Source organism: Ramlibacter pinisoli, from assembly GCF_009758015.1.
In the GTDB taxonomy this organism is placed as follows: Bacteria; Pseudomonadota; Gammaproteobacteria; order Burkholderiales; family Burkholderiaceae_C; genus Ramlibacter; species Ramlibacter pinisoli.
In genome coordinates, this window is record NZ_WSEL01000003.1 from 354994 (window position 1) to 367300 (window position 12307).

At 68.0% G+C, this 12307-nt stretch carries 10 protein-coding genes; 7 read left to right on the forward strand and 3 right to left on the reverse strand.

Features of this window, described 5'->3' with window-relative positions:
- Window positions 1-9: 9 nt before the first annotated feature.
- Together GON04_RS02895 and GON04_RS02900 are read left to right on the forward strand one after the other, a co-directional pair.
- Entirely contained in the window at window positions 10-1098 is a 1089-nt protein-coding gene (locus GON04_RS02895; protein WP_157398315.1) for an amino acid ABC transporter permease, read from the forward strand.
- Window positions 1095-1847, forward strand: a complete 753-nt coding sequence (locus GON04_RS02900; RefSeq protein WP_157396490.1) for an amino acid ABC transporter ATP-binding protein — start codon at window positions 1095-1097, stop codon at window positions 1845-1847. The genes GON04_RS02895 and GON04_RS02900 overlap by 4 nt, the downstream gene beginning before the upstream one ends.
- Here GON04_RS02900 and GON04_RS02905 read toward each other — a convergent pair.
- Together GON04_RS02905 and GON04_RS02910 are read right to left on the reverse strand one after the other, a co-directional pair.
- Window positions 1834-2715 (reverse strand): YihY/virulence factor BrkB family protein, encoded by an 882-nt coding sequence (locus tag GON04_RS02905; RefSeq protein ID WP_157396491.1) that lies wholly within the window; start codon window positions 2713-2715, stop codon window positions 1834-1836. The genes GON04_RS02900 and GON04_RS02905 overlap by 14 nt on opposite strands.
- Before the next feature lie 69 nt (window positions 2716-2784).
- Window positions 2785-4431: an acyl-CoA synthetase gene (locus GON04_RS02910; RefSeq protein ID WP_157396492.1), complete on the reverse strand. Its 1647-nt coding sequence runs from the start codon at window positions 4429-4431 to the stop codon at window positions 2785-2787.
- Window positions 4432-4515: 84 nt separating this feature from the next.
- Here GON04_RS02910 and dnaG point away from each other — a divergent pair, with 84 nt between their 5' ends.
- The gene (gene dnaG / locus GON04_RS02915) at window positions 4516-6327 is read left to right on the forward strand and encodes a DNA primase (protein ID WP_157396493.1); all 1812 of its coding nucleotides are present in this window, start codon (window positions 4516-4518) and stop codon (window positions 6325-6327) included.
- Window positions 6328-6502: 175 nt separating this feature from the next.
- Here the strand turns inward: dnaG and GON04_RS26690 are convergent, their stop codons facing one another.
- The gene (locus GON04_RS26690; protein WP_232533110.1) at window positions 6503-6742 is read right to left on the reverse strand and encodes a hypothetical protein; all 240 of its coding nucleotides are present in this window, start codon (window positions 6740-6742) and stop codon (window positions 6503-6505) included.
- On the opposite strand from GON04_RS26690, the gene rpoD reads away from it, so the two are divergent.
- The 4 genes from rpoD to GON04_RS02935 all read left to right on the forward strand — a co-directional run bounded on the left by rpoD (window position 6717) and on the right by GON04_RS02935 (window position 12268).
- A complete protein-coding gene (rpoD, locus tag GON04_RS02920) occupies window positions 6717-8984 on the forward strand; it encodes an RNA polymerase sigma factor RpoD (RefSeq protein ID WP_338050878.1) in 2268 nt (755 codons plus the stop codon). The two genes, GON04_RS26690 and rpoD, sit on opposite strands and share 26 nt — an antisense overlap.
- Before the next feature lie 187 nt (window positions 8985-9171).
- A complete protein-coding gene (locus tag GON04_RS02925) occupies window positions 9172-10173 on the forward strand; it encodes a tripartite tricarboxylate transporter substrate binding protein (RefSeq protein WP_157396495.1) in 1002 nt (333 codons plus the stop codon).
- Window positions 10174-10216: 43 nt separating this feature from the next.
- The gene (locus tag GON04_RS02930) at window positions 10217-10738 is read left to right on the forward strand and encodes a tripartite tricarboxylate transporter TctB family protein (protein WP_157396496.1); all 522 of its coding nucleotides are present in this window, start codon (window positions 10217-10219) and stop codon (window positions 10736-10738) included.
- Window positions 10739-10759: 21 nt separating this feature from the next.
- A complete protein-coding gene (locus GON04_RS02935; protein WP_338050879.1) occupies window positions 10760-12268 on the forward strand; it encodes a tripartite tricarboxylate transporter permease in 1509 nt (502 codons plus the stop codon).
- Window positions 12269-12307: the final 39 nt, after the last annotated feature.

A 12307-nucleotide genomic window follows, 5' to 3' on the forward strand; every position in this document is an offset into this window, starting at 1 on the left:
GTGGCTACGCTGTCCCCCGTCCCGGCACGTGCCGCGCCCGCCGTCGCGGGCGGTGCCTGGCAGCGATGGCAGCGCGGGTTGTTCGCCACCCCGCTCCAGTCCGCCCTGTCGGTGTTGCTGCTGTCGTTGCTCGCCTGGGGGGGTGCCCGGCTGGTCGAGTGGGCCGTGCTGCACGCCGTGTGGTCCGCCGATGCGGACAGCTGCCAGGCTGCGCGCGGCATCGGGGCGTGCTGGGGCGTGGTCGCGGAGAAAGGCCGGCTGGTGCTGCTCGGTCGCTATCCAGCCGACGCGACCTGGCGACCGGTCACGGCCACCCTGGTGCTGCTGGCCGGCGTGGTGGCGACCATGTCCGGCACCACCCGCCGCCCCTGGCTGCTCCTGGCATGGCCGGCCGGCCTCGCGGTGTTCATCGTGCTGATGGGTGGTGGCGCGGGCCTGCCGCGCGTCCCCACCGACCTCTGGGGCGGTCTGCCGCTCACGGTGTTCCTCACCGCCGCCGCACTGCTCCTGGCCTTTCCGATCGCCGTCCTGCTGGCCCTGGGCCGGCGCAGCACGCTGCCGGCGGTACGGACCCTGTGCGCCGGCTTCATCGAGCTCGTGCGCGGGGTGCCGCTCATCTCCGTGCTGTTCATGGCCTCCTTCATGCTGCCCCTGCTGCTGTCGCCCGGCCGTTCGCCCGACGTGCTGGTGCGGGTGGTCGCGGGTCTGGCGCTGTTCGCGGCCGCCTACATGGCCGAAGTGGTCCGCGGCGGGCTGCAGTCCATCCCCCGCACCCAGTCCGAGGCCGCGGCCAGCCTGGGCCTGGGCTGGTGGCAGGCGCAGCGCAAGATCGTCCTGCCCCAGGCGCTGGGGGCGGTCGTGCCGGCGCTCGTGAACAACTGCCTGTCGCTGTTCAAGGACACTTCGCTGGTGACCATCGTCTCCCTCTACGAGCTCACGGGATCGCTCGCCCTCGCCCTCGGCTCGGATCCCGTCTGGCGGCCCTTCAAGATCGAGGCCTACCTGTTCATCGCGGCGGTCTACTTCGCGTTCTGCTTCGCCATGTCGAGTGCGAGCCGGCGCCTCGAGGTCCGGCTCGCCAGGAGCCGCGCGCGATGAATGCCAGTGCGCAGCCGATGATCCGCTTCCAGCGGGTCAACAAGTGGTTCGACAGCGGCCTGCATGTCCTGCGGGACATCGACCTGTCCGTCCAGCCGGGCGAGCGCGTCGTCGTCTGCGGTCCCTCGGGCTCCGGCAAGTCGACGCTGATCCGCTGCATCAACGGCCTGGAGCCGTTCCAGGAAGGCGAACTCACCGTGTCGGGCATCCGGCTCGGCGACGGCGCCAAGGCCCTGGCGGCCGTCCGGCGCCAGGTCGGCATGGTGTTCCAGCAGTTCAACCTGTTCCCGCACCTGACGGTGCTGGAAAACCTGACGCTGGCGCCGACCTGGGTCGGCGGGCTGTCGAAGGTGGAGGCCGCCGAGCGGGCGATGGCGCAGCTCGAACGCGTGCGCATCGCGGAACAGGCCGTCAAGTACCCGCTGCAGCTCTCGGGCGGCCAACAGCAACGGGTGGCGATCGCGCGTGCGTTGTGCCTGCAGCCGCGCGTGATGCTGTTCGACGAACCCACTTCCGCCCTCGACCCCGAGATGGTCAAGGAGGTGCTGGACGTCATCGGCGAACTGGCGGCCCAGGGCATGACCCTGCTGTGCGTCACGCACGAGATGGCCTTCGCACGGGCGATGGCCGACCGGGTGCTGTTCATGGACGAGGGCCAGATCCTGGAGGACGCCCCCCCGGCCGAGTTCTTCGACCGGCCCGCCTCCGCGCGCGCGGCCGACTTCCTCTCGCGCGTCATCGATCGCTAGCCGCCTCCTGGCGGTCGATCCGCTCGAACTCGGAGATCACCTGCGCCCCCAGCAGCAGCAAGGTGGCACCGATCTCGAGGCTGAGCAGCACCACGATGGCGGTCGTCAACGACCCATAGACGACGCTCACCTGGGAGAGCGTGCCGAAATACCAGACCAGGACGTGGCGTGCCACCTCCCACAGCAGCGCCGCGGTCACTCCGCCGGGCAGCGCGTGGCGCCAGGTGAGCCGGCCCACCGGCATCACGATGTAAAGCGAGGTGAGCAGGACGATCTCGCCCCCCAGCCCGAGCAGGTAGAGCAATGCCCCGGACAGGCCGCCGAGCGACCACTCGCGCGACCCCAGCCGGATGCTCTCGTCGCTCAGGGTCTCCAGCCGGCCGGCGACCAGCGTCATCACGAGCAGCCCCACGCCCAGGCAGAGCACGTAGCAGTACGGCATGAGGGCGGAGACCAGGAAATGGCGGCGCCGGACCACGAAGCGGTGCAGGAAGATGACCGACATGGCCTTCTCCAGCACCGTGAAAGCCAGCGAGCTGAAGAACAGCATGGTGCCCAGCAAGACCCAGCCCACGACCTGGCGGTGGGCGACGAAGGAGCCCAGTTCCTGGATGACCGCCTGCGACTGGCCCGGCAGCAGCCACTCCAGGTAGCGGCTCAGGGTGTCGAGCAGTTCGGCCTGGTCGATGACGTGCGACAGGGCGATCACCAGCAGGATGAGCAGCGGCACGACCGACAGTAGCGCGTAGTAGGCCACCGCACCCGCCAGCAGCAGGCCCTGGTTGCCGGCGAATCCGGCCAGCACCCGGCGCACGAACGCGCCGGGATGGGCGATCACGTGGGCAGCGGCCGGGCTGAGGATGCGCATGCCGGGCAGTATCCGGCGCCCGACCGCAGCATGGGGCCCGCTGTTACCGGCGGATGCGCCGGCGCGACTTCAAACGTCAATGGCCTGGGCCGAGCCGGCCTGCTTGCGCAATTCGAACTTCTGGATCTTGCCCGTCGAGGTCTTCGGCAGTTCGCCGAACACCACCGCCCTGGGGACCTTGAATCCCGCCAGGTGCTTGCGGCAATGCGCCACGATGTCCTGTGGCGTGGTCTGCGCGCCTGGTTTCAGCTCGACGAAGGCGCAGGGTGTCTCGCCCCACTTCGGGTCGGGCCGCGCCACCACGGCGGCGGCCAGCACATCCGGGTGGCGATACAGGACGTCCTCGACTTCGATCGACGAGATGTTCTCGCCGCCGGAAATGATGATGTCCTTGCTGCGGTCCTTGATCTTGATGTAGCCGTCGGGGAACTGCACGGCCAGGTCGCCGGTGTGGAACCAGCCGCCGGCGAAGGCTTCCTGCGTGGCCTTGGCGTTCTTCAGGTAGCCCTTCATGGTGATGTTGCCGCGGAACATGATCTCGCCCATGGTCTCGCCGTCCCACGGGACCGGCTGCATCGTTTCGGGGTCCATCACGCGAGCGCCCTGCTGCAGGTGGTAGCGCACGCCCTGCCGGGCATTCAGGCGGGCCCGCTCGCCGATGTCGAGCCGGTCCCAGGCCTCGTGCTTGGGACAGACCGTCGCCGGCCCGTAGACCTCGGTCAGCCCGTACACGTGGGTCAGGTCGAACCCCAGCCGCTCCATGCCCTCGATCATCGATGCCGGCGGGGCCGCCCCGGCCACCATGGCCTTGACCCCGCGCGGCAGCCCCTGCCTGAGCTCGTCGGGCGCGTTGACCAGCATGCCGTGCACGATCGGCGCGCCGCAGTAGTGCGTGACGCCGTGTTCCTTGATGGCCTCGATGATCGCCCGGGCTTCCACCCGCCGCAGGCACACGTTGACGCCGGCGCGCGCCGCCACGGTCCAGGGGAAGCACCAGCCGTTGCAGTGGAACATGGGCAGGGTCCACAGGTAGACCGCATGCTTGGGCATGTCCCATTCGAGGATGTTCGACACGGCGTTGGTGGCCGCGCCGCGGTGGTGGTAGACCACGCCCTTGGGATTTCCGGTGGTGCCGCTGGTGTAGTTCAGCGCGATGGCATCCCACTCGTCGGCAGGCAGTTGCCAGGGGTGGCGGGGGTCGCCTTCGGCCAGGAAGGCTTCGTACGTGACCTCGCCCTGCTGCTGCGTCGCGCCCGTGTACAGCTCGTCCTCGACGTCGATGACCAGCAGCGGCTCCTTCCCCTGCCGGCGGGCGAGGGCCTGCTGCATCACGGCCGAGAACTCGGGGTCGACGATGACGGCCTTGGCCTCGCCGTGGTCCAGCATGAAGGCGATGCTGTCGGCATCGAGTCGCGTGTTCAGTGCATTGAGCACCGCGCCTGCCATCGGGATGCCGAAATGCGCCTCCACCATGGGCGGCGTGTTCGGCAGCATCACCGCCACGGTGTCGCCCTTGCCGATGCCGCGGCGCTCCAGCGCGCTGGCCAGGCGGCGGCAGCGCGACTCCACTTCGCCCCAGGTGCGCCGCAGCGGGCCGTGCACGACGGCGAGGCGGTCGGGGTAGATCTCGGCGGTGCGCTCCAGGAACGCGAGCGGCGTGATGGGAGCGAAGTTGGCAGGGTTGCGCGGAAGGTCCTGCTCGAAAATGCTGGCCATGCGTGTGTCTCCTTCGTGCGCCAGGGGGCCGGCTAGGGTAAGGCCGCTCGCGACATTGGCGCTCTAGGTAAGAATACCGAGCAGATGGCCATTCCCCAGTCGTTCATCCAGGAGTTGCTGGCGCGTGCCGACGTGGTGGAGATCGTCGGCCGCACGGTGCCGCTGAAGAAGACGGGCGCCAACTTCTCCGGCCTGTGTCCCTTCCATTCGGAGAAGAGTCCCTCCTTCACCGTCAGCCCGACCAAGCAGTTCTACCACTGCTTCGGCTGCGGCAAGAACGGCAATGCGATCTCGTTCCTGATGGAACACGCCGGCATGAACTTCGTCGAGGCGGTCAAGGACCTCGCCGGCCAGTACGGCATGCAGGTGCCCGAGGAAGACCGTTCCCCGGAGGAGCGCGAGCGGGCCGCCCGGGAGCGCGAGAAGCAGGCCACCCTGTCCGACGTGCTGGAGAAGGCTGGCGCGGCCTATCGCAAGCACCTGCGCAGCTCGCCGCGCGCCGTCGACTACTTCAAGCGGCGCGGGGTGTCCGGCGAGGTGGCCAAGGCCTTCGGCCTCGGCTATGCGCCCGAGGGCTGGCGCAGCCTGGCGAGCGTCTTTCCGAACTACGACGACCCGCTGCTGGCCGAAAGCGGGCTGGTCATCGTCGGCGAGGACGACGGTAGCGGCCAGGGCCAGGCCAAGCGCTACGACCGCTTCCGCGATCGCGTGATGTTCCCGATTCGCAACGTCAAGGGCGAGTGCATCGGGTTCGGCGGCCGGGTGCTGGGCGACGAGAAGCCCAAGTACCTGAACTCCCCCGAGACGCCGGTGTTCAGCAAGGGACGCGAGCTGTACGGCCTGTTCGAGGCGCGCAACCATCTGCGCGAGGCCGGCTACGTGCTGGTGACCGAGGGCTACATGGACGTGGTCGCGCTGGCCCAGCTCGGATTCCCGAATGCCGTGGCCACCCTGGGGACGGCCTGCACGCCGGAGCACGTGCACAAGCTGTTCCGCTTCACCGACAGCGTGGTGTTCAGCTTCGACGGCGATAACGCCGGCCGTCGGGCAGCCCGCAAGGCCCTGGACGGCGCCCTGCCCTATGCCACCGACGTCCGCAGCATCAAGTTCCTGTTCCTGCCGGCCGAGCACGACCCGGACAGCTACATCCGCGAGTTCGGGGCCGAGGCGTTTGCCAGGTGCGTCGGCGAGGCCACGCCGCTGTCGCGCTTCCTGATCGAGGCGGCGCGCGAAGGCTGTGATGTCGGCACGGCCGAGGGGCGCGCGCACCTGGCCGCTAATGCCAAGCCGCTGTGGCAGCTCCTGCCCGATGGCGCACTGAAGCGACAACTGCTCGGCGAGATCGCCGAAGCCGTCCAGCTGGACGTGGCCGACCTGGACGGCCTGTGGTCGGGCCGTGCGCCCGAGCGGCGGCGCCCGGCCGGGACCGCCCGACCGCGCCGCCCGGAGAGCCCGCAGCCGCCGCGCCGCGTGGCGGGCCGCCAGGCCCCGGTGAGCCGGGCCGACCATGCGGCCCGGCTGCTGCTGGGCCAGGCCCAGGCCTGGGACCAGCTGACCAACGAGGACCATGCCCTGCTGTGCGGGCTGTCCGCCCCCCACGGTCCCTTGTTCGCCTGGCTCGACAGCCAGGTGCACGAGCACGGCCCGCTACCGTGGGGCCAGCTTCACGAGGCGGTGCAAGGCCATCCCGTGGCCGAGCTGGCGGACCGGCTGATGACGGACGGGGTGGCCTCGACAACAGCCGCTTCCGACGCCGCCGCCGAACTCCGTGACCTGCTGGACCGCATGCTCGTCGAGCGCCTCAAGGCAGAGGAAACCGCTGCCATCGAGGCCAACGACCTCGAGCGCTACCGCGCCCTGCATGCCCGACGGCGTGGGCTGGAGGCGACACTTTGAACCATTGCACGCCCTTGAATTCGAGACCCGACGGTATAATGTAGGGTTGTCAGCGGCAAGAGCGACAGCAGCACCTCCGGGCCGGCCAACAGTGCAGCGCAACAGCGCACGACCGAGCCACATTACCGCAAGGACTGCACCCCAAATGTTCGCCCACCCATCTTGCCCATGAAGGTCAACGCTGCCCGCTCCGCGGGCGGCCTGGCCTCTCGCCCGCGCCGGGTTGTTGGTTGGCGCATCCAGTTTCTGACGTTCTTGCATCGAGGTTGTCCATGCCTGCATCGAAGTCCGCGAAGCTCGCCAAACCAGCGAAACCCAGCGCGAAAAAACCAGTCAAACCCGCCTCGCCGCCCGCCAAGGCGCCGCTGAAGGTCGTCCCGACCTCCAGCGTGCCTGCCGCCACGAACAGCAGCAAGTCAGCCACGAAAGCCAAGCCCGTGCCCAGCAGTACCAAGCCCTCCCCCGTTGCCAAGGCCGACAAGGCCACCGCCAAGGACGAGTCGAAGAAGACCCTGAAGGCCGTCGCCACCGAAGAGCCCGCCAAGAAGAAGCCCGGCCGCCCGCCCAAGGCCGCCGCCGCCGAAACCAGCGCCCCGGCCAAGACCACCGGCGCCAAGCGCGGGCGCAAGCCCAAGGCCGGCACCGAGAAGCCGGAAGACGACGACGACCTGACGGACATCGAGGCGGAATTCGCCGAGGAACCGGCCGCGGAAACCGCGGTGACGACCGAGAAGGTCAAGCCTCTGCGCATGAAGATCAGCAAGGCCAAGGAACGGGCCTTGATGAAGGAATTCGGCCTGGACGAGACGGTCCTCACCGAAGAGGAGATGACCAAGCGGCGCCAGCGCCTGAAGACGCTGATCAAGCTGGGCAAGACCCGCGGCTACCTCACCCACGCCGAGATCACCGACCACCTGCCCGAGAAGCTGGTCGACGCCGAGACCCTGGAAGTCGTGGTCTCGATGCTCAACGACATGGGCGTGGCGGTGTACGAGCAGACGCCCGACGCCGAGACGCTGCTGCTCACCAACACCGGCCCCACCGCCGCCACCGAAGAGGAAGCGGAAGAGGAAGCCGAGGCCGCCCTGTCCACCGTCGACAGCGAGTTCGGCCGCACCACCGACCCGGTGCGCATGTACATGCGCGAGATGGGCACGGTGGAACTGCTCACGCGCGAGGGCGAGATCGAGATCGCCAAGCGCATCGAGGGCGGCCTGCAGTCGATGATGGAAGCCATCTCCGCCTCGCCGGCCACCATCGCCGAGATCCTGCGGCTGGCCGCCGAGATCCGCGAGGGCAAGGTCGTCATCTCCACCATCGTCGACGGGTTCTCCAACCCGAACGAGGCCGACGACTACGTGGCCGAGGAAGACTTCGACGAGTTCGACGCCGATGACGACGACGACGGCAACGGCGGCTCCAAGGCGCTCACCAAGAAGCTCGAGGAACTGAAGTCGCAGGCCCTCGAGCGTTTCGAGCGCATCGCCGGCCTGTTCGAGAAGGTGCACAAGGTCTACGACAAGGAAGGCTACGGCACGCCGTCGTACCACAAGGCCCAGAAGTCCCTGTCCGAGGAGCTGATGACCATCCGCTTCACGGCCAAGACCATCGAGAAGCTGTGCGACATGGTGCGCGGCCAGGTCGACGATGTGCGCAAGAAGGAGCGCGAACTGCGCCGCATCATCGTCGACAAGTGCGGCATGCCCCAGGAAATCTTCATCAAGGAGTTCCCGCCCAACCTGCTGAACCTGAAGTGGGTGGAGAAGCAGGCCGCCGCCGGCAAGCCCTGGAGCATCGTGATCGCCCGCAACATCCCGCCGATCCAGGAACTGCAGCAGAAGCTGACCGACCTGCAGTCGCGCGTGGTGGTGCCGCTGCCCGAACTCAAGGAGATCAACAAGCGCATGAACGAGGGCGAGGCCTCGTCGCGCGACGCCAAGAAGGAGATGATCGAGGCCAACCTGCGCCTGGTGATCTCCATCGCCAAGAAGTACACCAACCGCGGCCTGCAGTTCCTCGACCTGATCCAGGAAGGCAACATCGGCCTGATGAAGGCGGTCGACAAGTTCGAATACCGCCGCGGCTACAAGTTCTCGACCTATGCGACGTGGTGGATCCGCCAGGCCATCACCCGGTCCATCGCCGACCAGGCCCGCACGATCCGCATCCCGGTGCACATGATCGAGACCATCAACAAGATGAATCGCATCTCGCGGCAGCACCTGCAGGAGTTCGGCTTCGAGCCGGACGCCAGCATCCTGGCCGCCAAGATGGAGATCCCCGAGGACAAGATCCGCAAGATCATGAAGATCGCCAAGGAACCGATCTCCATGGAAACGCCGATCGGGGACGACGACGACAGCCACCTGGGCGATTTCATCGAGGACACCAACAACACCGCGCCGATCGAGGCGGCCATGCAGGCCGGCCTGCGCGACGTGGTCAAGGACATCCTCGACTCGCTCACCCCGCGCGAGGCCAAGGTGCTGCGCATGCGCTTCGGCATCGAGATGAGCACCGACCACACGCTCGAGGAAGTCGGCAAGCAGTTCGACGTGACCCGCGAGCGCATCCGCCAGATCGAGGCCAAGGCCCTGCGCAAGCTCAAGCACCCGTCGCGGTCGGACAAGCTGCGCTCGTTCATCGACACGCTCTGACCTCGTCATCCCCGCTGCGGCGGGGATTCCGGGCTTTCAGGAAGGCGCCCCGCGGGGCGCCTTTTTTCATGCTGCTGGCAGAACCCGAGAGCTTTCCAGGAGAGGGTTAACCATCCTCTTGCCGTCGGCCGGACTTCCTACAATGGCCGCGTTCCTGAACGCGTCACCGACAGTAGAGGAGACTTCCATGCTCGAATCCAAGCTGCGGCCCAACCGTCGACACATCCTGACTGCGGCAAGCGCCCTGGGCGCCGCCGCCGTGGTTCCCGGACTTGCGCGCGCCCAGGGCGCGTGGCCCAACCGGCCGGTCACCGTGATCTGCCCCTGGGGCGCGGGCGGCGGAACCGATGCCACGGTGCGCATCATCGCCAGCCTGCTGGAAAAGGACCTGGGCCAGCCCTTCAACGTGGTGAACCGCACCGGGGGCTCGGGCGTCGTCGGCCACTCCGCGATCGCCACGGCGCCCGCCGACGGCTACACGCTGGGCATGCTGACCGTCGAGATCGCGATGATGCACTGGCAAAAGCTCACCGACCTGAGCCCGACCAGCTACACGCCGCTGGCCCTGATGAACGAAGACCCGCCGGGGATTACCGTCAACGCAGCGGCGCCGTACCAGAACGTCAAGGCGCTGGCCGATGCGATCAAGGCCTCGCCGGTGGGCAAATTCAAGGCTTCGGGCACGGGCCAGGGCGGCATCTGGCACCTGGCCCTCGTCGGCTGGCTGCAGGCCATGGGCCTCAAGCCGAACCACGTGGCCTGGGTACCGTCCAACGGCGCCGGTCCGGCGATGCAGGACCTGGCAGCCAACGGGCTCGATCTCGTCACCTGCTCGCTGCCCGAGTCGCGTGCGCTGGTCGAGGCCGGCAAGGCCAAGTCGCTGGCCATCATGGCCAACGAGCGCAACCCCGCCTTCGCGAGCGTGCCGACGCTCAAGGAGGCGATGGGCGTGGACTACTCCGTCGGCGCCTGGCGCGGTATCGCGGGCCCCAAGGGCCTGCCGGCCGACATCTCGGCCAAGCTGGTCGCGTCGCTGAAGAAGGCCAACGACTCCAAGGAGTTCCGCGACTTCATGGCCAACCGCGGCTTCGGCGTCAAGTGGGCCGACCCGGCCGGTTTCACCAGCTTCATGGCCACCTCCGATGCCGCCATGGGCGCCGCCATGAAATCCGCCGGCCTGGTGACCTGAAGGTGCGGCAGCTCCGCGCGGGCACGTCGCATCCCGGCAGCGCATGAAGGTCTCCGACCGGGTCACCGGGGGGATCCTCGTCGGCCTGGGTATCGCCGCGGCCTGGGGCGGCTCCAAGCTGCCGCCGGTGCCCGGCCAACAGGTCGGCCCCAACGTGTTTCCGATGGTCATCGGCACTGCACTGGTGCTGTGCGGCGTGCTGATCATCCTGGGCGTCGGACGCACCTTCGAGGAAGAGGAAAAGATCGTCACGTCGGCAACGGGCGACGTGGCCGACGGCGACGCGATCGAACCGCCGCGGGGGCGCATCGAAACCTTCCTGGGTGGCGGCTGGAAGGTGCTGGTTCCACCGGCGGCGCTCTTCTTCTATTACTTCGCTTCAGAGCGGTTGGGGTTCTGGATCACCGCGCTGCTGATGATCTTCGCGCTGGCGCGCAGCCAGGGCGCGAAGTGGAAACACGCCGTGGCGCTGGCCATCTGCGCGCCGGCGCTCGTGCACCTGGTCTTCTACAAGCTGTTGCGCGTGCCACTTCCCCCCGGGCTGCTGAAATTCCCGTGGGCTTGAGAATCGACACTGGAGAGTGATGTGAACCAACTGCTCCAGGGCTTTTCCATGGTCATGCAGACCGACGTGCTGCTGACCATCCTATGCGCCTCCATCTACGGCCTGATCGTGGGCGCCCTGCCCGGCCTCTCGGCCACGATGGCAACGGCCCTGCTGGTTCCGGTGACGTTCTACATGTCGCCGATCGCGGCCGTCTCGGCCATCATCGCCGCCTCGGCGATGGCCATCTTCTCGGGCGACATCCCGGGCTGCCTGCTGCGCATTCCCGGCACGCCGGCTTCGGCCGCGTACACCGACGAGGCCTTCGCGATGACCATGAAGGGGCAGCCCGAGCTGGCCCTGGGCATCTGCCTGTGGTTCTCGGCCATCGGCGGCATCATCGGCACGATCTCGCTGATCGCGATGGCGCCGGCCCTGGCCGAGATGGCCTTCCAGTTCTCCACCTTCGAGTATTTCTGGCTCGCGCTGCTCGGGCTGATGTGCGCCACGATGGTGGCACGCTCGTCGCCCATCAAGGCGATTGCGGCCATGTTCCTGGGCCTGCTCATCACCTGCGTGGGGAACGAGAACCCGGCCGGCACGCCGCGCTTCACTTTCGGCGTGGCCGAGCTCCTGGGCGGCATCGAGATCATCCCGGTGCTGGTGGGGGTGTTCGCCGTCTCCGAGGTGATGCGGGCCTACAAGGCGCAGGACGTGCCCGTGCTGCCTCCGCGCAAGTTCGGCAGCATCCTCGCGGGCCAATGGGCGCTGACCAAGTCACATCCCAAGCAGCAGATCCGCGGCAACATTGTCGGCATCATCATCGGCGTGCTGCCCGGTGCCGGCGCCGACATGGCGGCCTGGATCAGCTATGCCATGTCCAAGCGCTTCTCCAAGACGCCGGAGAAGTTCGGCACCGGCCACCCCGAAGGGCTGATCGAAGCCGGCGCCAGCAACAACGCCAGCCTGGCCTCCGGATGGGTGCCGTCCCTGCTGTTCGGCATCCCAGGGGACACCATCACGGCCATCGCCATCGGCGTTCTCTACATGAAGGGCCTGAACCCCGGGCCGACGCTGTTCACGGAAAAGGCGTCGAGCATGTACGCCCTGTACATCGTCTTTATGCTGTCCAACATCATCATGATCCCGCTGGGCATCATGATGATCCGCTCGGCCCGTTACGTGCTGTACGTGCCCCGCTCGCTCATCATGCCGCTGATCGTGCTGCTGTGCGCCGTCGGCTCCTTTGCCACCGGCAACAACCTCGCGCTGGTGTTCACCGTCGCCACCTTCGGGCTCGTGGGCTACTTCATGGACAGGAACGGCTACCCCGTGGCGGCCCTGGTGCTGGGCGCCGTCATGGGCACGATGGTCGAACAGAACTTCGTGACGTCGCTGATCAAGTCCGATGGCAGCCTGCTGCCGTTCTTCAGCCGCCCGGTGGCGGCCGTGCTCGCCATCATGAGTTTCGCCGCGGTGCTGTGGCCGCTGGCCGTGTGGGTGCGCAAACCGCGCACCGCGGGCCTGGCACGGGCCACCCATCCGTCCTAGCCGTCCACCCGCCCGCCGCCGGGCGTCACGCGCACGACT

What these genes read in the sequence shown, in the direction of transcription:
- GON04_RS02900 (WP_157396490.1), top strand. Translation starts at nt 1,095, where the DNA reads ATGAATGCCAGTGCGCAGCCGATGATCCGCTTCCAGCGGGTCAACAAG.
- GON04_RS02905 (WP_157396491.1), bottom strand. Translation starts at nt 2,715, where the DNA reads ATGCGCATCCTCAGCCCGGCCGCTGCCCACGTGATCGCCCATCCCGGC.
- GON04_RS02910 (WP_157396492.1), bottom strand. Translation starts at nt 4,431, where the DNA reads ATGGCCAGCATTTTCGAGCAGGACCTTCCGCGCAACCCTGCCAACTTC.
- dnaG (WP_157396493.1), top strand. Translation starts at nt 4,516, where the DNA reads ATGGCCATTCCCCAGTCGTTCATCCAGGAGTTGCTGGCGCGTGCCGAC.
- GON04_RS02925 (WP_157396495.1), top strand. Translation starts at nt 9,172, where the DNA reads ATGCTCGAATCCAAGCTGCGGCCCAACCGTCGACACATCCTGACTGCG.
- GON04_RS02930 (WP_157396496.1), top strand. Translation starts at nt 10,217, where the DNA reads ATGAAGGTCTCCGACCGGGTCACCGGGGGGATCCTCGTCGGCCTGGGT.